Below are 21173 nucleotides of genomic sequence, written 5' to 3' on the forward strand. Positions count from 1 at the left end.
GGACGGGTTGTCATGACGGTTTACGCGATTATCGGTGGTACTGGTCTTACTCAACTCGAGGGCTTGAGCATTCGTCAGTCCCTGGCGGTCGACACACCTTACGGCGCGCCTTCCGCCGAAGTGCAGATCGGCGAGTACGCTGGCAAGGAAGTACTGTTCCTTGCCCGTCACGGTCATCCGCACCGTTTCCCGCCGCATCAGGTGAACTACCGCGCCAACCTGTGGGCGCTGAAGCAGGCGGGCGCCGAGGCGATTCTGGCGGTGAATGCCGTGGGCGGGATTCATTCCGCGATGGGTACCGGGCATTTCTGCGTGCCGCATCAACTGATCGACTACACCAGTGGTCGCCAGCACACCTACTTTGCCGATGACCTGGAACAGGTCACGCATATCGATTTCAGCTATCCGTACAGCGAGCCGTTGCGCCAGCAACTGATCGCGGCACTGGCGGCAGAGGGCGTTGGTTGCAGCACTCATGGGGTGTACGCCTGCACGCAGGGGCCTCGACTGGAAACCGTTGCCGAAATCGCCAGGCTGGAGCGCGATGGCTGTGACATCGTCGGCATGACCGGAATGCCGGAAGCGGCACTGGCCCGTGAGCTGGAACTGGATTACGCCTGCCTGGCGCTGGTGGTGAACCCGGCGGCGGGCAAGTCGACGGCGGTGATCACCATGGCCGAGATCGAGCAGGCGTTACATGACGGGATGGGCAAGGTTAAGTCGACCTTGGCTCGGGTGCTCAAGGGCTGAGTCCGGCTTGGTACCGAGTTGACCCTATCGCGGGCAAGCCTTGCTCCTACAGGTTTCGTGTCGATCACCCATGCAATGATCGACACGAAACCTGTAGGAGCAAGGCTTGCCCGCGATGAAGATCTAACTGGCGCTGTAGTACTCAGCGTTTGTCGAGCTTATCCGGCAACGGCGCAAACAGCGCCTCGATATCATCGCTCTGCAGTTTCCAATCCCCGGCTTGACGCCCATCCAGTACGCCGGCCGCCAGGTCGGATTTTTCTTTTTGCAGCAGCTGAATCTTCTCTTCCACCGTACCGCGGGCGATCAGCTTGTAGACGAACACCGGCTTTTCCTGGCCGATGCGATAGGCGCGGTCGGTCGCCTGATGCTCGGTCGCCGGGTTCCACCACGGGTCGTAATGGATCACGGTGTCTGCTTCCGTCAGGTTCAGGCCAACACCACCGGCCTTCAGGCTGATCAGAAAGATCTGACGTTTGCCGCTCTGGAAGTCCTTCACCGGCGTACGTCGGTCACGGGTCTGCCCGGTCAACAAGGCATAGGCCACGCCCCGTTTGTTCAGCTCGTCTTCAATCAATGACAGCATTGAGGTGAACTGCGAGAACAGCAGAATTCGACGGCCTTCTTCAAACAACTCTTCAAGCATTTCCATCAGGCTATCGAGCTTGCCCGACGTGCTGCCGCGAGCGGGCAGGGCAGCATCGTTGACCAGACGCAAATCGCAGCACACCTGACGCAGTTTCAGTAGTGCCTCAAGGATGATGATCTGGCTGCGGGCCACGCCCTTGCGGGTGATTTCGTCGCGGACTTTCTTGTCCATCGCCAGGCGCATGGTTTCGTACACATCGCGCTGGGCTTCGTTGAGCTCGACCCAGTGAATGATTTCGGTTTTCGGCGGCAATTCGGTAGCGACCTGCTCCTTGGTCCGACGCAGCAGGAAGGGTTTGATCCGACCGTTGAGGTGCTGAAGTCTTACTTCGCTGGTGCGCTTTTCAATTGGTACGCGGTAGTCGCGATTGAAGCTTTTCACATCACCGAGCCAGCCCGGCAGCAGGAAGTGAAACAGCGACCAGAGTTCACCCAGGTGGTTTTCCAGCGGTGTGCCACTAAGGCACAGACGCTGGCGCGCATTCAGCTCGCGGGCGGCCTGCGCGGCCTTGCTGTTCGGATTCTTGATGTATTGCGCTTCATCCAGCACCAGGACGTGCAACGGCTGCGCCGCCAGGCGTTCGACGTCCTTGGGTAGAAGGGCGTAGGTGGTCAGAATCAGGTCGTAATCGGCCAGGTTCTCGAAATGCTTTTTGCGGCTGGCACCGTAGAGCGCCACCACCTTGAGTTGCGGCGTGAAATGCGCGGCTTCGTCGAGCCAGTTGGGGATCAGGCTGGTGGGCATCACCACCATGCACGGGCGGTCGAGGCGCCCGGCGTTTTTCTCGCTGAGCACGTGCGCCAGGGTTTGCAGGGTTTTGCCCAGGCCCATGTCGTCCGCGAGAATGCCGCCGACCTCCAGCTGGCGCAACGACTGCATCCAGCTCAGGCCTTCCAGCTGATAAGGGCGTAGCGTTGCGTTCAAACCCTCCGGCACAGTGGCGGTGTAGTCCTTGATGTCGCGCAGGCGCTGGGCAAAGGTGCGGATCTGCTCGCCGCCTTCCCAGAGCAGTGGCAGGTCTTCCAGTGAGTTCAGTCGCGTGGCGTCAGCCCGGCTCAGGCGCAGTGTGGTTTCGCCGGGTTCTTGCAGATAGAACTCACCGAGTGTCGCCAACACCGGCTTCAAACGGCCGAAGGGCAGGGCGACTTGCAGGGGGCCGTGCTCGGAGTTCGGGCGATTGGGGATGTTCACCAGAATCAACTCGTCGTCGCGACGTCGGGCCAGGCGCTCGGGATTGAGGATTTCGGTGTGCGAGCGCATCAAATTCAGCAGGATCGGCAGCAGGCTCAGGCGCTCGCCGTTGACGATGATGCCCAGTTCCAGATCGAACCAGTCGCGTTCAGGTGTCTGTTCGACCGTCGCGTACCAGTCGTCCACCGCCGTCAGGTCGAAACCGAAGTCCTCGTTGATCTGCAGCTCCCAACCCTGGGTGCTTAGTTTCGGCAATTCGTTGAGGGTGAAGGTCAGCCAGGCGCTGTCGTTGACCATTTGGTACAGTTCGCCGGCACTTTCCGGCAAGGCCTTGCTTTGCCGGGTGGCGATCCTGAAACCGAGGATGCGTAACTGTTCCCTGTAGGACTGTTCCACGTCCGGATGGCGTTTAATTCGTAGCGTTTGTGTCTCCTGACGAATCAGGATGTCAGTGTTTTTCTGCCCGCTGACATATTCATCCAGATAGCTGAAGGACAGCGCCGCACGGTGCTGGATGTAACGCTGCATCTTGCCATTGCGCGGTTCGAAGGCGCTGAATTCCACGCTCGCCAGCCACAGGCGCGGCACCGGTTGCACGTTGTCCACCAACACTTGCGGCGGCGCCTTCGGGCTGCGGTTTTCCAGGACGGCCTGAAGCTTTTCAAGCAGCTCGGCATCTTTGGCGGCGGCCGGGTAGTTGAGGGTTTCCTGCACTTGCAGCAATACCGCCGCGCAATGTTTGCAGTTGCTGTGGACGGGGCAGGAGCAGGTGGCATCGATCATCAGCAAAGTGCCTTTGGCCGACTCTCGCAAGCGAATGGTCTGACGGTAAACGTTACCGCCAGAGCCTTCACACGCGGCGACAATGGTGGCGTCGCCGGCTTCGACGATCCTGACGCGATTTTCCAGCGCGTAACGCCGGCCACGTTCCAGGCTCTGTTCCTTGAATCGACTGACCCAGGAAGGTGCCAGGGGTTTGCTCAGGGTCGTGGACATATGGACTCGATCAGTCCGGAATTTCTTCGGGGGCTGGCCGAGGCGCAGGGGCAGTGAGCGAGGTGATCTTGATCAGCAGGCCGAGATGGCCGGCGTCGAGGAAGTTCAGCTGCCCGTTTTTGGTGTGGCTGTCGGTCTTCAGGCGCTCGCTGGCGGTGACCAGGCCATCCGGGTTGATCTGGTTGACCCAGAAGTCGGCCTCGACGTCGGTAAAGCGCCCCAGCTTCATGTTCAGCGTGCCCTCGATCGGGAATTGGCCGAATTGTTCCTTTCCGTCGCTGATCGCCACCTTGCTGGCTTCCTCGCCAAGGTTCTGTTGCCAGGCCTTGTGCAGCAACACTGTGTATTCATTGCTGGCGGTGAGTTTTTTCACCTCGCCGTTGAGGCTCGGGGTGCGCAGGCTGTCGGGGTTGAGTCGCTTGGCGCCGGCGTCCCAGTCCTCGGGCGCGGCACGGCTGACGATGGCCGGCACGGCGTTCTGCCGCACCAGAATCATTTCAATCTGATACAGATCATCGGCGAATGCCGAAGGAGCGGCCAATGCCATCAGTAAGGTCAGTGAGCGAAACAGGCGCATGCGGCGTCCTTCAAGCAGTTTTCGGGATGAGGCGCTCGAACAGCGCCTCTACAGTATTAAAGCGCTCTTCCGCGCGCTCCATCGGCACCATGAACTTGAACATCGTGGCGCCTTCGAATTTGTAGCGTTTTGGCTGGCTCTGGATCAGTTTGATCAGGGTCAGCGGGTCGACCGGCGTTTGCGCGGCGAACTCGACACGACCGCCTTGCGGGCCACCATCGACTTTCTTGATGCCCAGCACTTCGGCCTGCAATTTCAGGGCAGTGATACGCATCAGGTTCTTGGTCGGCTCCGGCAGCAGGCCGAAACGGTCGATCATCTCCACTTGCAGATCCTTGAGGCCTTCCTCATCGGTGGCCGAGGCGATGCGCTTGTAGAGGATCAGGCGCGCGTGAACATCCGGCAGATAGTCTTCGGGAATCAATGCCGGTACGCGCAAGTTGACTTCCGGACCACCGCCCAGTGGCTGGTCGAGATTCGGTTGCTCGCCCTTGCGGATCGACTTCACGGCGCGTTCGAGCATTTCCATGTACAGCGTGAAACCGACCGCCTGGATTTGCCCGCTCTGGCCATCGCCGAGCAGTTCGCCGGCGCCACGGATTTCCAGGTCGTTGGTGGCGAGCACGAAGCCGGCGCCGAGGTCCTGGGTGTTGGCGATCGCTTCCAGACGCTTCTCCGCATCCGGGGTGATTTGCTGGCGCGGTGGTGTCAGCAGGTACGCGTAGGCCTGGTGGTGGCTGCGTCCGACCCGACCGCGCAGCTGGTGCAGCTGTGCCAGGCCGAACTTGTCGGCGCGCTCGATGATGATGGTGTTGGCGCTCGGCACGTCGATGCCGGTCTCGATGATGGTCGAGGCGATCAGCACGTTGAAGCGCTTGTGGTAGAAGTCGCTCATCACCTGTTCGAGTTCGCGCTCGCGCATCTGCCCGTGGCCGATGCCGATCCGTGCCTCCGGCACCAGTTCGGCGAGGTCGGCGGCGCACTTCTCGATGGTCTTCACGTCGTTGTGCAGGTAGTAGACCTGGCCGCCACGCAGCAACTCACGCAGCAGGGCTTCCTTGATCGTGCTCTTGTTCTGCTCCATGACGAAGGTGCGCACGGACAGGCGTCGGGCTGGCGGCGTGGCAATGATCGACAGGTCGCGCATGCCCGATACCGCCATGTTCAGCGTGCGCGGAATCGGCGTGGCAGTCAGGGTGAGGATGTCGACTTCACTGCGCAGGGCCTTGAGCTGTTCTTTCTGGCGTACGCCAAAGCGGTGTTCTTCGTCGATGATCACCAGGCCCAGGTTTTTGATTTTCACATCGTCCTGCAGCAGCTTGTGGGTGCCGATGACGATATCGATCTTGCCTTCAGCCAGGTCGGCCACCGCGGTGTTCACTTCCTTGGCCGACTTGAAGCGGCTCATCACTTCCACGGTCACCGGCCAGTCGGCGAAGCGGTCGCGGAAACTGTTGTAGTGCTGCTGGGCGAGCAGGGTGGTGGGCACCAGAATCGCCACCTGCCGGCCGCCGTGCACGGCAATGAACGCCGCGCGCATCGCCACCTCGGTCTTGCCGAAGCCAACGTCGCCACAGACCAGACGATCCATCGGTTTCGGCGCGAGCATGTCTTCGCGCACCGCCTCGATGGCGGTTTGCTGGTCGGGCGTTTCTTCGAACGGGAAGCCTGCACTGAAAGTGGCGTAATCGGCTTTCGGGTCGCTGAAGGCATAACCTTCGCGGGCTGCACGGCGTGCATAGATGTCGAGCAATTCGGCAGCCACGTCGCGCACCTGCTCCGCAGCCTTGCGCTTGGCTTTCTGCCAGGTCTCGGAGCCCAGGCGATGCAGCGGCGCCAGGGCGTCGTCGCTGCCGGTGTAGCGCGCGATCAGGTGCAGGTTGGCCACCGGCACGTAGAGCTTGGCGCCCTCGGCGTACTCCAGAGCGAGAAATTCGGCGGCCTGATTGTCGATTTCCAATGTGGCCAGGCCCAGGTAGCGACCGACGCCGTGATCGATATGCACCACCGGTGCGCCTTCGCGCAGCTCGGTGAGGTTTTTGATCACGGCATCGTTGTTGGCATCGGCGCGTTTTTCGCGGCGACGGCGTTGCATCACGCGCTGGCCGAACAGCGGGCTTTCGGCAACCAGCGCAAGGGCCGGGTCGTCCAGCAGCAAGCCTTCATCCAAAGGCGCAATGGTGATCGCCAGACGATCCTTGCCGCTGACGAAGTCCGGCCAGCTGTCGACGGTCTTCGGTCGCAGTTTCAGGCGTTCGAGCAATTCCAGCAGCACTTCGCGCCGGCCCGCGGATTCGGCGGTGAACAGCACGCGCCCGGGGAATTGATCGAGGAACTGCGACAATGCCGCCAACGGCTGGGTGGCCTTGGCTTCGATGGCCAGGTTTGGCAGTTCCCGCGCGGGGAAGCGTTCGCGCCCGGCGCCGGTCTCCACGTCCTGTTGGCTGGCCACCACCCGCGGCCAGCTCTTGAGGCGGGCGAAGCAATCTTCTACCGGCAGGAACAACTCAGCGGGCGGCAATAAAGGGCGGGATGGATCGACGCGGCGTTCTTCGTAGCGATTGCGCACATCGTTCCAGAAGTTTTCCGCCGCCTGCTCGATACCCGGCAGCGAGAACACCTGGGTGTCCTGAGGCAGATAGTCGAACAGGGTCGAGGTTTCCTCGAAGAACAGTGGCAGGTAGTACTCGATACCTGCCGGGGTAATCCCGCTGTTCAGGTCCTGGAAGATCGGGCAGCGACGGAAGTCGACATCGAAGCGCTCGCGAAAGCGCGCCTTGAAGCGGGTGACGGCTTCTTTCTCCAGCGGGAATTCCTTGGCCGGCAGCAGTTTCACCGAATCAACCTTGTCGATGGAACGCTGGTTCTCCGGATCGAAGGTGCGCAGGGTTTCGATTTCGTCGTCGAACAGGTCGATGCGATAAGGCAGCTTGCTGCCCATCGGGAACAGATCGATCAGCGAGCCGCGCACGGTGAATTCGCCGTGCTCGTACACGGTATCGACATAGCGATAACCGGTGGCTTCGAGCCGGGTGCGCATCTGTTCGACGTCGAGCTTCTGGCCGACATCCAGCACCAGGCTGCTGCCGAGCAGGAATTTGGTCGGCGCCAGGCGGTGCAGGGCGGTGGTGATCGGTACCACCAGTACGCCGTGGCTCAGTTCCGGCAATCGATACAGCGCGGAGATTCGCTGGGAAATGATGTCCTGGTGCGGCGAGAACAGATCGTAGGGCAGGGTTTCCCAGTCGGGGAAATGCAGGACAGGCAAATCCGGGGCGAAGAAACTCAGCTCCTGTTCCAGCCGTTCGGCACTTTGGCTGTCGGCGGTCAGCAGCAGGGTAAAGCGCTTGGCAGCGCTGGCAGCCTCGGCGATAGCCAGGCTCAGGGACGCACCAGGGAGGTTGCCCCAGTGCTGTTTACCTGCCGCGGCAGGGAGATGCGGTAGACGCAGAACGGGCACGGAAGGTTGAGCTCCAAGCGTTGCGACAAAGTCGGTAATTGTAGCGGTCTCGGATGCCGGCTGTCAGTTGCAGATGTGTCTATTACGCGGCTGGAGCGAAATGTAGTGGTAAAGACAAAATCGGCCGGTTTTTTGCTGAAAAAAGCTGATTATGTAGTGGCAAAAACAACGAGTGTTACGGATGGTTACGGATAAGGCTGCACTCTTCCCAAAAAATTGACGATGCTGGAAGCCCCGGTTTTATTGGGCTTCAGGGCGGCGCGATTTTTTTGAACGGAAAAATGTTACGGGCTGTGCGACAAGCGCGCATTGCTACGCGTTGCACTCGGCGGCATAATGTAGCCCCTTTTTTCTGCCCCTACATGTGGAAGGTTCCCGTGACTCAGAAGCCCGACCAGTGTCTTGGTGAATGGATCGACCGTGAAGCACTCGCAGAAGCGATGATTCCGCTTATCGGTCAGCTCTACCGCAATAACAACGTGGTGAGCTCGATCTATGGCCGCAGCCTGATCAACCGCTCGGTGATTTCGATCCTCAAAGCCCACCGCTTTGCCCGTCATCGCCAGACCGACGAAACCGAACTCTCCGTACACGAGACATTCCCACTGCTCAAGGCCATGAGCGAGCTGAAACTGGGCGCCGCTTCGGTCGACCTGGGCAAGCTGGCCAACAAGTTCAAGCAAGAAGGCAACGGCCGCAGCGCCGAGCAGTTCGTGCGTGAAGAAATGGCCGACGTGGTAGGCCAGCAGAACGCTTCCGCCCGTAAAGGCACCGACGTTGTCCTGTACGGCTTCGGTCGTATCGGCCGTCTGCTGGCGCGCATCCTGATCGAGAAAACCGGTGGTGGCGACGGCCTGCGTCTGCGCGCCATCGTTGTCCGCAAGGGCGCCGAGAACGACCTGGTCAAGCGTGCCAGCCTGCTGCGTCGTGACTCGGTTCATGGTCCGTTCGATGGCACCATCACCATCGATGAAGCCAGCAACACCATCACCGCCAACGGCAACCTGATCCAGGTGATCTACGCCAAGAGCCCAAGCGAAGTCGACTACACCCAGTACGGCATCGAAAACGCTCTGATCGTCGACAACACCGGTGTATGGCGTGATGCCGACGGCCTGGGCCAGCACCTGGCCTGCCCGGGCGCTGCCCGCGTGATCCTCACCGCACCTGGCAAGGGCGCGCTGAAAAACATCGTTCACGGCATCAACCACGGCGACATCACCGCTGACGACAAGATCATCTCGGCGGCGTCCTGCACCACCAACGCCATCGTGCCGGTGCTCAAGGCCGTCAACGACCAGTACGGCATCGTCAACGGCCACGTCGAAACCGTTCACTCGTTCACCAACGACCAGAACCTGATCGACAACTTCCACAAGGGCAGCCGTCGTGGCCGCGCCGCGCCGTTGAACATGGTAATCACCGAGACCGGTGCCGCCACCGCAGCCGCCAAGGCGCTGCCAGTGCTCAAGGGCAAGCTGACCGGCAACGCGATTCGCGTACCTACGCCGAACGTGTCGATGGCCATCCTGAACCTGAACCTGGAAAAGGCCACCACCCGCGACGAAATCAACGAGTACCTGCGCCAGATGGCCATGCACTCGGATCTGCACAAGCAGATCGACTACGTCAGCTCCCAGGAAGTGGTTTCCACCGACTTCGTTGGCTCGCGCCACGCAGGTGTCGTGGATGCTGAAGCAACCATCACCCAGGATAACCGCGTCGTTCTGTACGTCTGGTACGACAACGAATTCGGGTACAGCTGCCAGGTGGTTCGCGTGATGGAAGATATGGCCGGTGTAAACCCGCCTGCATTCCCGCGCTAAGCCTTAGCCGCTGATGAAAACGCCCCGACCTGTTCGGGGCGTTTTTGTTTGCGCTGTCTATTGCTTGGAAATCCATTGTGGGAGCGAGCCTGCTCGCGAAACAGGGAGGTCAGTCAGTATCAATGTTGGCTGACATACCGCTTTCGCGAGCAGGCTCGCTCCCACATTTTCTATCGCATAATGGCCGCCCTTGGCGGTGTGTCAGTGATTGGAAGGTGGGAGTCAGGATTTGTTGATCAGACTGTGGGGCGTTTTCATAGTGCTTGCAGGAACGTTGTCAGGCTGCGGCAATGACGACGCCATGGAAAGCTTCGGCTGCCCGACCATGGGCAGCACTTATTCAATCAAATACGTACGCTATTCCGGTTTGCCCAAGCCTGCGGGGGTTCAGGTCGAGGTTGAAAGGATCCTGTCCGACGTCGACCGGCAACTCTCGACCTATCGCAGCGACTCCGATATCGAGCGCTTCAACCAGTTGCCCGCCAACAGTTGCCAGAAAATGCCCGCGTCAGTCCTTGAGCTGGTCCGGGTCGGTGAGCAGCTTTCATCACAAAGCGACGGATCGTTCGATCTGACGGTGGAGCCGCTGCTCAATCTCTGGGGTTTCGGCCCCCAGGCGCGCGAAGAAAAAGTCCCGACTGCGCAAGCGCTGGCCGAGGTGCGGCAGCGTGTCGGGCACGCACACCTGCGCATCGAGGGTGATGAGCTGTGCAAGGACGCTGCTGTGGAAGTCGATTTCAACAGCATTGCTGCCGGCTACGCCGTCGATATGATCGCTGCGAAGCTTGAGGCGATGGGGATTCACAATTACCTGGCCGAAGCCACGGGTGAGCTGAAGGCGGCGGGGAGCAAGCTCGATGGCTCGCCTTGGCGCATTGCCCTGGAGGAGCCTCGCGACGATCAACAAGTGGCCGAGCGTATTGTCGCCATCGACGGTTACGGCCTGTCCACCTCCGGCGACTACCGGAATTATTTCGTGCAGGGTGGCCAGCGTTTTTCCCACACCTTCGATGCCCGCACCGGTGCGCCAATCTCACACGCCCTGGCGTCGGTTACGGTGATTCATCCTTCGGCGCTGATGGCCGATGGCTTGTCGACGCTTTTGTTGATTCTCGGCCCTGAGCGCGGTTGGGATTACGCAGAAAAACACGATATCGGCGCATTTTTTGTGATTCGTGCCGATACAGGTTTCGTCACACGAACCAGTCACGCTTTCGAGCGTCTCGCTGGCGGTAAAACCCAATGATTCGGGCAACTCAAGCATCGAGAACTGGCGCTGTTGTGCAGGCAAAACTAGCCTACGACGCGACCAAGGGTTAATGTGCGCGGCGTTGACGCTTCTATAGACTGTGTCCGGGTTCGGTATTGGCCCCAAATTGTTCCTTCACGCCACTGACTGGCGTGATTTAGCCGCAGGTGCCGAGGGCGCCGCGGCCTGTTCTGAGGAGTACGCATGGCTGTCTACAACTACGACGTGGTGGTGCTGGGTTCCGGTCCGGCGGGAGAAGGCGCGGCAATGAACGCCGCCAAGGCAGGACGCAAGGTGGCGATGGTCGATAGCCGTCGCCAGGTCGGCGGCAACTGCACCCACCTGGGTACCATCCCGTCCAAGGCACTGCGTCACTCGGTCCGGCAGATCATGCAGTTCAACACCAACCCGATGTTCCGGGCCATTGGTGAGCCGCGCTGGTTCTCGTTCCCGGACGTGTTGAAAAGCGCTGAGAAGGTCATCTCCAAGCAGGTCGCATCGCGTACCGGCTACTACGCCCGTAACCGCGTCGACGTGTTCTTCGGCACCGGTAGCTTCGCCGACGAGCAAACCATCGAAGTGGTCTGCGCCAACGGTGTGGTGGAAAAACTGGTGGCCAAGCACATCATCATCGCCACCGGCTCGCGCCCGTACCGCCCGGCCGACATCGATTTCCACCACCCGCGTATCTACGATAGCGACACCATCCTCAGCCTCGGCCACACCCCGCGCAAGCTGATCGTTTACGGCGCCGGCGTGATCGGTTGCGAATACGCCTCGATCTTCAGCGGTCTGGGGGTTCTGGTTGAGCTGGTGGACAACCGCGGTCAGTTGCTGAGCTTCCTCGACTCGGAAATTTCCCAGGCACTGAGCTACCACTTCAGCAACAACAACATCACCGTTCGCCACAACGAAGAGTATGACCGCGTCGAAGGCGTGGACAACGGCGTGATCCTGCACCTCAAGTCCGGCAAGAAGATCAAGGCCGACGCCTTGCTCTGGTGCAACGGCCGGACCGGCAACACCGATCAACTGGGTCTGGAAAACATCGGCGTGAAGGTCAACAGCCGTGGCCAGATCGAAGTTGACGAGAATTACCGCACCGGTATCCAGAATATCTACGGCGCAGGCGACGTGATCGGCTGGCCGAGCCTGGCCAGTGCCGCCCACGACCAGGGCCGTTCGGCCGCTGGCAGCATCGTTGATAACGGCAGTTGGCGCTTCGTGAATGACGTGCCGACCGGCATCTACACCATTCCGGAGATCAGCTCGATCGGCAAGAACGAGCAGGAACTGACCCAGGCCAAGGTGCCATACGAAGTGGGCAAGGCCTTCTTCAAGAGCATGGCGCGGGCGCAGATCGCCGGCGAGCCACAGGGCATGCTGAAGATCCTGTTTCACCGTGAAACCCTGGAAGTGCTGGGCGTGCACTGCTTCGGCTACCAGGCTTCGGAGATCGTGCACATCGGCCAGGCGATCATGAACCAGCCGGGCGAACTCAACACCCTGAAGTACTTCGTCAACACCACGTTCAACTACCCGACCATGGCTGAAGCCTATCGGGTAGCGGCGTACGACGGCCTCAACCGGCTTTTTTAAGCGGCTCCGGCCGGTGGCCTGAGCCGGCCGGGGAGACCGATTTCAGCAATTCTCGAGGGTGGCAGTGGCCAAACCGGGAAAGTCTGTAATCAGGCTGTCAACGCCGAAGTCGGCGAGCCTGCGCATCAGCGCAGGCTCGTTGACGGTCCACACCGACACATGCAGCCCTTGCCGCTGCGCCCTCTGCAGGCGTTCCGGTGTGCACAGGGTCCAGTTCAAAGCCAGAATCTCGCAACCATAGCTTGCCGCGACCTTCAGCGGGTCGAGCCAGGCGTATTCGGCCACCAGTCCGCGGGACACATCCGGTACCAGCTCCAGTGCCGCTTTCAGCACTTCTCGCGAACTCGAGGTGATTGTCACCTTGTCCATCAGGCCGTGGCGTTGAGCCATTTCGCGGATCGCCAGCACCGTGGTCGCGGCACGGGTGCGCGAGGCGCTCTTGACCTCCAGCTGCCAGTGCTCGAAGTCGCACTTCTCGAACAGTTCTTCCAACGTCGGAATCGGGCAGGGCTTGATCCAGCCCGGGCCGCCCTTGCGCGCGTCGTAGGTCACCAGTTCGGCGGCCGTGTGCTCCACGACCTTGCCGCGACGGTCGGTGGTGCGTTTGAGCGTCGGGTCGTGGATGACCATCAGCTCGCCATCCATGGAGAGGTGCAGGTCCAGTTCGCAACGGCGTACGCCGTGCTTGAGGCACTCCTGAAAGCTGGTCAGGGTATTTTCCGGTGCTTCGCCCTTGGCGCCGCGATGGCCGTAGATGAGAGTCACGGTTCTTCCTTAAATTAATTGCCTGAGTCGAGTTGTTCGCGGGCCAGACGCCGTTCCTGAGCCTGCTTTTGCAAGATGTGGCGTGCGAGCAATTGGCGCTGGGCATCGGTCAGGTGTTCGAACTCGGTGCCGACATCGTAACCGCCACCCTTGCGGTCGCAATGGGTGACACGAGCGCGCAGCAGCAGGCCCAGGGCTTGGGGCATCAGCACCAGCTTGACCGAGAGGCGCGCATTGACGTCGAACGGGGTCGGGTGCTGAAAGTCGATGCCGCCTTCGGAGATGATCACCGGCTGCGGCTCGCCGATCTGGCCCAGTACCGTGATGGCGATCACCTGGCTGAGCAGATCGATGCGTTTGTTCTGGGATTTGAGAAAGGCCGCGATATTGCGATCGCGTTCGCTGATCTGGCGCAACAGGTGTTGCGACTCGAATTCGCTCAGGTGCAATTCGCTGAGCAGATTGAAGAGTGGGGAAGCATCTTGCAACACTTCCTGACCTGCCGCTTCGGGAGCGGACAGGGGCCGAATTTCCAGTGCGATCGTGTCCTCGATACGGTAGTATTCGCGGCGATCTTCTTCATCTAATGTCGACATGGCGAACCCATGGTAGCGGCGGTGGTCTGAGTGTAAAGCTGGTTATCGACCCCCGCCACAAGGACGTTCCTTTTCCCTCCGAACAAGCCCCGACATGTTCAGACCTCTCTTCGTATTCATCGGCACGCGTTACACCCGTGCAAAGCGTCGCAATCATTTTGTGTCTTTCATTTCCCTGACTTCGATGATCGGGCTCGCCCTTGGCGTGGTCGTGATGATCGTGGTGCTATCGGTGATGAACGGCTTCGATCATGAGATGCGCACCCGTGTGCTGGGCATGGTGCCCCACGCGACCATCGAGTCCGGCGAGCCGATCAGTGATTGGCCGAGCCTTGCCGCCAAGGTCAAGCAGAACCCGCAGGTCACGGCGGTGGCGCCGTTTACCCAGATGCAGGGTTTGCTGACCAACAACGGCAAGGTCTCCAAGGTCCTGCTCAATGCCATCGACCCGGCGCTGGAGCGTCAGGTGTCGATCATCGATAACTTCATGCAACAGGGCAAACTCGACGACCTCAAGCCCGGCGAGTTCGGCATCGTCATCGGCGACAAGGCGGCAGCCAAGCTCGGCGCGGCCATCGGCGACAAGCTGACATTCGTGGCACCGGAGGTCACCGTGACCCCGGCCGGGATGTTCCCGCGCATGAAGCGCTTCACCGTGATGGGCATCTTTCACGTTGGCGCTGGCGAAATCGACGGCTACCTGGGCATCACCAATCTTCAGGATCTGGCGCGACTGCACCGCTGGAAGCCGGATCAGGTCCAGGGCATTCGCCTGAAATTCGACGACCTGTTCCAGGCGCCGCGTACCGCGTGGAGCATTGCCCGGGAACTGGGGGAAGATCGCTATTACGCCCGCGACTGGACCCGCACCCACGGCAACCTCTATCAGGCAATCCGCATGGAAAAAGCCATGATCGGCCTGCTGTTGCTGCTGATCGTCGCCGTCGCTGCGTTCAACATCATTTCCACGCTGGTCATGGTGGTCAACGACAAGAAGAGCGACATCGCGATCCTGCGTACCCTGGGCGCCACGCCGGGCACCATCATGCGGACCTTCATGGTGCAGGGCACGGTGATCGGCGTGGTCGGCACGGCCATCGGCGCGGTGCTGGGAATCTTCGCCGCGCTGAATGTCAGCGCCGCGATCTCGGCGCTGGAAGGCCTGATCGGCCATAAATTCCTCAACGCCGACGTGTACTTCATTGATTACCTGCCGTCGCAAGTGCAGAGCCAGGACGTGGTGATGGTCTGCTCCGCGGCGTTGGTCCTGAGTTTCCTCGCCACCCTGTATCCAGCCTGGCGTGCCGCGCGCACCCAGCCTGCGGAGGCGCTACGTTATGAGTGAGTCGGGCATGAGTGATAAAGCAATCTTGAGCTGCCGCAACCTGGGCAAATCCTACGAGGAAGGCCCGGAGTCGGTGGAAGTTCTTTCCGGTTTGCAGCTGGAACTGCATCCGGGCGAGCGCGTGGCGATAGTCGGCAAGTCGGGTTCGGGCAAAAGTACCTTGCTCAACTTGCTGGGCGGCCTCGATACCCCGACCAAGGGCAGCGTCTGGCTCGACGGTGAAGAACTCTCGGCATTGAGCGAGAAGAAGCGCGGCCTGCTGCGTAACCGTGCCCTGGGTTTCGTGTACCAGTTCCACCATCTGCTGCCGGAGTTCACCGCGCTGGAAAACGTCTGCATGCCGCTGTTGATCGGCAAGACGGCGATTCCCGAGGCGCGCAAGCGTGCGACCGCGTTGCTGGAGCGGGTAGGGCTGGGGCATCGCCTGGAGCACAAACCGGCGGAACTGTCCGGTGGTGAGCGCCAGCGTGTGGCCATCGCCCGCGCCCTGGTCAACAATCCAGGGCTGGTGATGCTCGACGAGCCGACCGGCAACCTCGATTTACACACGGCCGAAGGCATTCAGGATTTGATGCTCGAACTCAGCACCTCGATGCGCACGGCGTTCCTGGTGGTGACCCACGACATGAACCTGGCCCGCCAGATGGACCGCGTCCTGCACCTGCAGGAAGGTTGCCTGACGCCTATCTGACTGGTCGAAACCCGACGGGACTTATAAGTACGTCGGGTCTTTTTGTTTCTATACGGTGTCCCAGCGAATGTTCAGACCGTTATCGATCTTTATCGGCACGCGCTATACCCGCGCCAAGCGCCGCAATCGCTTTGTTTCCTTCATCTCGATGACCTCGATGATCGGCCTCGCCCTGGGCGTGCTGGCGATGATCGTGGTGTTGTCGGTGATGAACGGCTTCCAGCGCGAAATGAGTTCACGCATCCTCGGGATGGTGCCGCACGCGACTATCGTTGGCGTCAATCCGATCGATGACTGGCAGCCCGTTGCGGCTGCCGCCCTGAAAAACCCGCAAGTGACCGCAGCGGTGCCGTTCACCGAGATGGAGGGCATGCTGTCCTACAAGGGCACGATGCAGCCGATCCAGGTCAGCGGTGTCGATCCGGCGCTGGAAGGTCAGGTCTCCATCGTGGCCAAACACATCGTCCAGGGAAGCCTGGAGGCCTTGAAACCGGGTGAGTTTGGCGTGGTGATCGGTGAAATCACCGCGCGCCGCTTCCGTCTGAATGTCGGCGACAAGATCACCCTGATCGTGCCGGAAGTCAGCAATGCACCGGGTGGCATCACCCCGCGCATGCAGCGCTTGAACGTGGTTGGCGTGTTCAAGGTCGGTGCCGAGCTGGATGGTTCGATGGCCCTGATCAACGTCGCGGACGCCGCGCAGATGCAGCACTGGGAACCGAATCAGGTACAGAGCGTGCGCCTGGCGGTGAAAGACCTGTACGCCGCGCCGCAAGTGTCCAGCACCATCGCCTCGGGCCTGGGCGAAGCCTTCAAGGCTGACGACTGGACCCACACCCAGGGCAGCCTGTTCAGCGCGATGAAAATGGAAAAGACCATGATCGGCCTGTTGCTGCTGCTGATCGTGGCCGTGGCGGCGTTCAACATCATCGCGACCCTGATCATGGTGGTGAACGACAAGGGTGCGGACATCGCGATCCTGCGAACCATCGGCGCCACGCCACGGCAGATCATGGCGATCTTCATGGTGCAGGGCACGGTGATCGGGATTGTCGGCACGCTGATCGGTGGCATTCTTGGCGTGATTGCGGCGTTGAACGTCAGTGAAATGGTGGGCTGGGTCGAGCGCGTTACAGGGCAACACATCTTCAGTTCCGATGTGTATTTCGTCAGCAACCTGCCGTCCGAGCTGCAAAGTGGGGACGTGCTGTTGATCTGTTCGGCGGGGTTCATCATGAGCTTTCTGGCCACGGTTTATCCGGCGTGGCGGGCGGCGAAGGTCGAGCCGGCGACTGCCTTGCGGTATTCGTAATCTCTGAAACCGCCATCGCGAGCAGGCTCGCTCCCACAGGGGGATTTGTGAACACCGCAGATCCAATGTGGGAGCGAGCCTGCTCGCGAAGGGGCCGGTCCTGTTGGCCTCAATCTCCTGTTGGCAACTCGATCACAAACCGCGTCCATCCCCTTTCTGATTCACACCGAATCTGTCCCCCATGAGCCCGCACGATCGACTGGGTAATCGCCAGCCCCAACCCTGCATGCTCACTGCTGCCTTCATGACGCGCCGGATCAGCCCGGTAAAAACGGTCGAACAGTCGCGGTAGCAAGTCTCTGGAAATCCCTTCACCACTGTTTTCGACCGTCAGGCTCATGCCCTCCGGCTGATCGACAATGCGCACCAGAATCTCGCCATCGACCGGGGTAAACCGCAAGGCATTGTCCAGCAGATTGGAAAGCGCTCGACGCAACATGTTGCGATCGCCTTCGATTCGGCCACTCCCTTCGCGACCGAGCCTCACTCCTGCGTCCTCGGCCAATGGCGCAAAGAACTCCATCAACGCATCCACTTCCTCCGCCAACTCCAGCGGTTCGCGTTTGGGCGCGAGCAGGCCGTGATCGGCTTTTGCCAGGTACAGCATGTCGTTGACCAGTTGCGCCATCCATTGCAGCTCTTCCAGATTGCTGTGCAGCGCCTCGCGGTATTCCTCGATGGAACGGGGGCGGGTCAGGGTGACCTGAGTGTGGGTCAGCAGATTCGACAGCGGGGTGCGCAATTCATGGGCAATGTCGGCGGAAAACCCCGACAGTCGCTGGAAGGAGTCGTCGAGGCGCCTGAGCATGGCATTGAAGTGGCGAGCCATTTGAGCCACTTCCGGCGGCATGTTTTCTTCGGGCAGGCGGGCGTTGAGCGATTGCGCCGAAACGCCTTTGGCGACAGCGCTGATGCGTCGCAGCGGGCGCAAGCCGCTGCGGGCTGCCCAGGCACCCAGCAGCGCGGTGGCCAGTGCCGACAGGCCCACCGTGAGCCAGATCAGGTGCTGCATGCGTTGCAGGAAGTGCTGGTGGTGGGTGATATCCAGCAGCAGGGTCAATTGCGGCGAATCGGCCCGGTCAGGAAACAGCGGGGCATTGAGCACCCGGTAATCGGTGCCCGCGTTGTTGATCGTCGACAGCCCGGTTGTTTGCGGCAGCGTGCCCGGCAGCTCCGTCGAGCTGTCATACCAGGGCTTGCCATCGCTGCCGCTGATACGCAGCGACAGATCGGCCTGTCGGCTCAATTCATCGTTCAGCCTGACTGCACTGTCGCTGGATTGAATATCGTGCAGTGCCCGGCGCAGGCCAATCAACTTACTCTCCAGCAATTGCTGATCCAGCTCTACGAAGTGCGCCTCGCTGGCACGGCTGAACAACACTCCGGCAGTCAGCGAAACCACCGCCGTGCACGCCGCAAACAGCAGCGCCAGACGAGTGCTCAATGAAAGCCTGAGCATCAGGCGCTGCGCTCTTCGAGGACGTAGCCCATGCCGCGCACGGTGTGGATCAGTTTATTGGGGAAGTTATCGTCGATCTTCAGGCGCAGGCGGCGGATCGCGACTTCGATGACATTGGTGTCGCTGTCGAAATTCATGTCCCAGACCTGGGAGGCGATCAGCGATTTTGGCAGCACTTCGCCCTGGCGACGCAGGAGCATTTCCAGCAGGGCGAATTCCTTGGCCGTCAGGTCGATGCGCTGGCCGCTGCGCTCCACGCGCCGGCGAATCAGGTCCAGGCACAGGTCGGCCAGTTGCAGGGTGGTTTCCTGGGGCGCCGCACTGCCACGGCGCAGCAGGCTGCGTACCCGGGCCAGCAGTTCGGAAAAGGCGAAGGGCTTGACCAGATAGTCGTCGGCGCCCAGTTCAAGGCCATGAACCCGGTCCTCCACAGCATCTCGAGCGGTGAGGAACAGCACGGGCGTATCCAGGCCGGCGCCGCGCACCGCTTGCAGAATCTGCCAGCCATCGCGTCCCGGCAGCATCACATCGAGAATCAACAGTGCGTACTCACCGCTCAATGCCAGTTGCTGGCCGGTGCTGCCGTCGGCCACCCACTCGATGTTGAAGCCGGCTTCGGCCAGGCCCTGGCGCAGGTAGTGACCGGTTTTCGGTTGGTCTTCGACGATCAGCAGTTTCATGGGTGTCTCTGATTAAATGGAACGTGCGCTTTATACCGTGGCAGGGGACGGTGCAGTTCAAGCTGACAAAGTTGTAATCTGGCTGTCAGGTTACCGGCAGCGCCGGCAGTTTAGTGTTTTCCACAGGCTGAACCTTATTGTGTTGGAGTACGACCATGTTTTTGCGCAAATCAGTGGTGCTGGCTGCCTGTGTATGGGCCTTGAGTTCGCAGGTCGGCGCAGCGCCGGGACATACCTATGACTTCGGCCAACCGGCCGCGGCGGCCAAGGCGACCCGCAGTGTCGAAGTGGTGATGGGGGACATGTCGTTCACCCCCAAGGCCATCGACGTCAAGGCAGGGGAGACCGTGCGATTCGTGCTGGTCAACAAAGGCCAGTTGCTGCATGAGTTCAACCTCGGTGATGCGGCAATGCATGCCAGCCACCAGCAGGAAATGCTGAAAATGCAGCAAAGCGGCATGCTGACGCCGACCGGTATGAAGGACATGGACCACAGCGCCATGGCTGGCATGGATCACGGCGCCATGAAACACGACGATCCCAATAGCGTGCTGGTGGAGCCGGGCAAGACGGCCGAGCTGACCTGGACCTTCAGCAAGGCCACCAGCCTGGAATTTGCCTGCAATATCCCCGGCCATTACCAGGCGGGCATGGTCGGCAAACTGACAGTCAGTCAGTAAGCACTCAAAGGCGGAAGCAAAGGCTGATAGAATCCGCTGATTCTTCAGTCAGGTTTCCGCCATGCATCCCGCAGCCGAACACTCGCCGCTGGGCAAATCCAGCGAATACATCGCCACCTACACGCCGTCCCTGCTGTTCCCGATCCCGCGTACCGCGAAGTGGGCCGAACTGGGCCTGACGGCGGACACCCTGCCGTACAAGGGCGTGGACTTCTGGAACTGCTTCGAACTGTCCTGGCTTTTGCCATCGGGCAAGCCGGTGGTGGCGATCGGCGAGTTCAGCATCCCGGCGGATTCGCCGAACATCATCGAATCCAAGTCGTTCAAGCTGTACCTCAACTCCCTGAATCAGACGCCGTTCGCCGACACCGCGAGCCTTGAGGCGACGTTGGTCAAGGATCTGTCGGCCGCTGCTGGCAAGCCGGTTGGCGTGCGTGTGCGCAGCCTTAAGGATGTGGAAGCCGAGGGCGTCGTGGCATTGCCGGGTGTGTGCGTCGATGATCTGGATATCAGTGTCAGCAACTATGAGCATCCGCGCCCGGAGCTGCTGCGTTGCGACTCATCGCGCGTTGTCGAAGAGAGCGTGCACAGCCATTTGCTGAAATCCAATTGCCCGGTGACCAGTCAGCCGGACTGGGGCAGCGTGGTGGTGGAATATCGTGGTGCGGCGCTGGATCACGCGAGTTTGTTGGAATACATCGTCAGCTTCCGTCAGCATTCGGACTTCCACGAGCAGTGCGTGGAGCGGATTTTCTTGGACCTGCAGCGTTTGCTGAAGCCGGAGAAATTGACGGTGTATGCGCGCTATGTGCGCCGTGGCGGGCTGGATATCAATCCGTATCGCAGTACTGAGGAAGTGCAGTTGCCGAACCATCGTCTGGTTCGTCAATGACTGTGTTCCTGTAGGAGCGAGCTTGCTCGCGATGGAGTGTCAGTTACGTTGATGTCGACTGGTACACCATCGCGAGCATGCTCGCTCCTACATTGCATCCGGTGGGTTCAGATCCCCATGCTGTGCAGGGCCTGACCAATTTGGCGCAGGGTGGCGGCGAGGGTCGGATGCTCCAGTTCGAAGCGATCGACGGCCAGATTCACGTTATCGGCGAGGTTGACGTCCTGGGTTTTGGTTTCGAGCTCAAGCTCAAGTTTGATCTGTTCCATCAGCTTGTGCAGATCTTCACGCTCGGTTTCGGACAGCGGCGGATTCTTGTCCAATTGCTCGCGCAGGGCATTGAGCTGTTCTTGCAGTTCGCGGGCGGGCATGGCGTTCTTCCTTTTCTCGATAGGCACTGGCATAGACCGCGGCGGCACGCCAAAGATCTATGGCTTTCCTAAGATTAATCCACTC

17 protein-coding genes are annotated in these 21173 nt (G+C 60.6%); 9 read left to right on the top strand and 8 right to left on the bottom strand.

Features of this window, described 5'->3' with window-relative positions; all coding sequences use genetic code 11:
• The first annotated feature begins 12 nt into the window (after positions 1-12).
• Positions 13-750, top strand: a complete 738-nt coding sequence (locus tag DKY63_RS28685; protein WP_110967210.1) for an S-methyl-5'-thioinosine phosphorylase — start codon at positions 13-15, stop codon at positions 748-750.
• Between the two features lie 142 nt (positions 751-892).
• On the opposite strand, the gene DKY63_RS28690 is transcribed toward DKY63_RS28685, so the two are convergent.
• From DKY63_RS28690 to mfd, 3 genes are read right to left on the bottom strand one after another with little or no spacing between them, the layout of a single operon-like run.
• Complete coding sequence (locus DKY63_RS28690) at positions 893-3586, bottom strand: DEAD/DEAH box helicase (protein ID WP_110967211.1); 2694 nt, start codon at positions 3584-3586, stop codon at positions 893-895.
• Positions 3587-3596: 10 nt separating this feature from the next.
• Positions 3597-4163 carry a CsiV family protein gene (locus tag DKY63_RS28695; protein WP_110967212.1) on the bottom strand — a complete coding sequence of 189 codons (567 nt, stop codon included), beginning with the start codon at positions 4161-4163 and terminating at the stop codon, positions 3597-3599.
• Positions 4164-4173: 10 nt separating this feature from the next.
• Positions 4174-7623, bottom strand: coding sequence for a transcription-repair coupling factor (mfd, locus tag DKY63_RS28700; RefSeq protein ID WP_110967213.1), 3450 nt, complete (start codon positions 7621-7623; stop codon positions 4174-4176).
• Positions 7624-7985: 362 nt separating this feature from the next.
• On the opposite strand from mfd, the gene DKY63_RS28705 reads away from it, so the two are divergent.
• The 3 genes from DKY63_RS28705 to sthA all read left to right on the top strand — a co-directional run bounded on the left by DKY63_RS28705 (position 7986) and on the right by sthA (position 12297).
• Positions 7986-9449 (top strand): glyceraldehyde-3-phosphate dehydrogenase, encoded by a 1464-nt coding sequence (locus DKY63_RS28705; RefSeq protein WP_110967214.1) that lies wholly within the window; start codon positions 7986-7988, stop codon positions 9447-9449.
• Between the two features lie 259 nt (positions 9450-9708).
• Positions 9709-10695, top strand: coding sequence for an FAD:protein FMN transferase (locus tag DKY63_RS28715; RefSeq protein WP_110967216.1), 987 nt, complete (start codon positions 9709-9711; stop codon positions 10693-10695).
• Between the two features lie 207 nt (positions 10696-10902).
• Positions 10903-12297: a Si-specific NAD(P)(+) transhydrogenase gene (sthA, locus tag DKY63_RS28720; RefSeq protein WP_020798487.1), complete on the top strand. Its 1395-nt coding sequence runs from the start codon at positions 10903-10905 to the stop codon at positions 12295-12297.
• Between the two features lie 42 nt (positions 12298-12339).
• Here sthA and DKY63_RS28725 read toward each other — a convergent pair whose 3' ends face one another.
• A complete protein-coding gene (locus DKY63_RS28725; RefSeq protein WP_110967217.1) occupies positions 12340-13062 on the bottom strand; it encodes a glycerophosphodiester phosphodiesterase in 723 nt (240 codons plus the stop codon).
• A gap of 14 nt (positions 13063-13076) precedes the next feature.
• A complete protein-coding gene (locus DKY63_RS28730; RefSeq protein ID WP_110967218.1) occupies positions 13077-13658 on the bottom strand; it encodes a PilZ domain-containing protein in 582 nt (193 codons plus the stop codon).
• Positions 13659-13752: 94 nt separating this feature from the next.
• Between DKY63_RS28730 and DKY63_RS28735 the strand changes: the two genes are divergently transcribed.
• The 3 genes from DKY63_RS28735 (at position 13753) to DKY63_RS28745 (ending at position 17006) form a co-directional block, all read left to right on the top strand.
• Positions 13753-15003, top strand: a complete 1251-nt coding sequence (locus DKY63_RS28735) for a lipoprotein-releasing ABC transporter permease subunit (RefSeq protein WP_110967219.1) — start codon at positions 13753-13755, stop codon at positions 15001-15003.
• A gap of 7 nt (positions 15004-15010) precedes the next feature.
• Positions 15011-15694: a lipoprotein-releasing ABC transporter ATP-binding protein LolD gene (gene lolD / locus DKY63_RS28740; protein WP_204354267.1), complete on the top strand. Its 684-nt coding sequence runs from the start codon at positions 15011-15013 to the stop codon at positions 15692-15694.
• Positions 15695-15761: 67 nt separating this feature from the next.
• Positions 15762-17006 (top strand): lipoprotein-releasing ABC transporter permease subunit, encoded by a 1245-nt coding sequence (locus DKY63_RS28745; RefSeq protein ID WP_110967221.1) that lies wholly within the window; start codon positions 15762-15764, stop codon positions 17004-17006.
• Between the two features lie 109 nt (positions 17007-17115).
• On the opposite strand, the gene DKY63_RS28750 is transcribed toward DKY63_RS28745, so the two are convergent.
• Positions 17116-18465, bottom strand: a complete 1350-nt coding sequence (locus tag DKY63_RS28750; RefSeq protein WP_110967222.1) for a heavy metal sensor histidine kinase — start codon at positions 18463-18465, stop codon at positions 17116-17118.
• Positions 18465-19145 (bottom strand): heavy metal response regulator transcription factor, encoded by a 681-nt coding sequence (locus tag DKY63_RS28755; RefSeq protein WP_110967223.1) that lies wholly within the window; start codon positions 19143-19145, stop codon positions 18465-18467. Before DKY63_RS28755 ends, DKY63_RS28750 begins: the two co-directional genes overlap by 1 nt.
• 155 nt (positions 19146-19300) lie before the next feature.
• Between DKY63_RS28755 and DKY63_RS28760 the strand changes: the two genes are divergently transcribed.
• Entirely contained in the window at positions 19301-19825 is a 525-nt protein-coding gene (locus DKY63_RS28760) for a cupredoxin domain-containing protein (RefSeq protein ID WP_110967224.1), read from the top strand.
• Positions 19826-19886: 61 nt separating this feature from the next.
• Positions 19887-20717, top strand: a complete 831-nt coding sequence (gene queF / locus DKY63_RS28765; RefSeq protein WP_110967225.1) for an NADPH-dependent 7-cyano-7-deazaguanine reductase QueF — start codon at positions 19887-19889, stop codon at positions 20715-20717.
• A 107-nt stretch (positions 20718-20824) separates the two neighbouring features.
• Here queF and DKY63_RS28770 read toward each other — a convergent pair whose 3' ends face one another.
• Positions 20825-21088 carry a DUF4404 family protein gene (locus DKY63_RS28770; protein WP_110967226.1) on the bottom strand — a complete coding sequence of 88 codons (264 nt, stop codon included), beginning with the start codon at positions 21086-21088 and terminating at the stop codon, positions 20825-20827.
• Positions 21089-21173: the final 85 nt, after the last annotated feature.

It is taken from the genome of Pseudomonas putida, assembly GCF_003228315.1.
Taxonomy (GTDB): Bacteria; Pseudomonadota; Gammaproteobacteria; order Pseudomonadales; family Pseudomonadaceae; genus Aquipseudomonas; species Aquipseudomonas putida_S.

Excerpts from the sequence above, each read along its gene's own strand:
- DKY63_RS28770 (WP_110967226.1), bottom strand. The coding sequence starts at position 21,088 with ATGCCCGCCCGCGAACTGCAAGAACAGCTCAATGCCCTGCGCGAGCAA.
- DKY63_RS28750 (WP_110967222.1), bottom strand. The coding sequence starts at position 18,465 with ATGCTCAGGCTTTCATTGAGCACTCGTCTGGCGCTGCTGTTTGCGGCG.
- DKY63_RS28760 (WP_110967224.1), top strand. The coding sequence starts at position 19,301 with ATGTTTTTGCGCAAATCAGTGGTGCTGGCTGCCTGTGTATGGGCCTTG.
- queF (WP_110967225.1), top strand. The coding sequence starts at position 19,887 with ATGCATCCCGCAGCCGAACACTCGCCGCTGGGCAAATCCAGCGAATAC.
- DKY63_RS28685 (WP_110967210.1), top strand. The coding sequence starts at position 13 with ATGACGGTTTACGCGATTATCGGTGGTACTGGTCTTACTCAACTCGAG.
- DKY63_RS28695 (WP_110967212.1), bottom strand. The coding sequence starts at position 4,163 with ATGCGCCTGTTTCGCTCACTGACCTTACTGATGGCATTGGCCGCTCCT.
- DKY63_RS28735 (WP_110967219.1), top strand. The coding sequence starts at position 13,753 with ATGTTCAGACCTCTCTTCGTATTCATCGGCACGCGTTACACCCGTGCA.
- DKY63_RS28755 (WP_110967223.1), bottom strand. The coding sequence starts at position 19,145 with ATGAAACTGCTGATCGTCGAAGACCAACCGAAAACCGGTCACTACCTG.
- DKY63_RS28690 (WP_110967211.1), bottom strand. The coding sequence starts at position 3,586 with ATGTCCACGACCCTGAGCAAACCCCTGGCACCTTCCTGGGTCAGTCGA.
- sthA (WP_020798487.1), top strand. The coding sequence starts at position 10,903 with ATGGCTGTCTACAACTACGACGTGGTGGTGCTGGGTTCCGGTCCGGCG.
- DKY63_RS28730 (WP_110967218.1), bottom strand. The coding sequence starts at position 13,658 with ATGTCGACATTAGATGAAGAAGATCGCCGCGAATACTACCGTATCGAG.
- DKY63_RS28745 (WP_110967221.1), top strand. The coding sequence starts at position 15,762 with ATGTTCAGACCGTTATCGATCTTTATCGGCACGCGCTATACCCGCGCC.
- DKY63_RS28705 (WP_110967214.1), top strand. The coding sequence starts at position 7,986 with ATGTGGAAGGTTCCCGTGACTCAGAAGCCCGACCAGTGTCTTGGTGAA.
- lolD (WP_204354267.1), top strand. The coding sequence starts at position 15,011 with ATGAGTGATAAAGCAATCTTGAGCTGCCGCAACCTGGGCAAATCCTAC.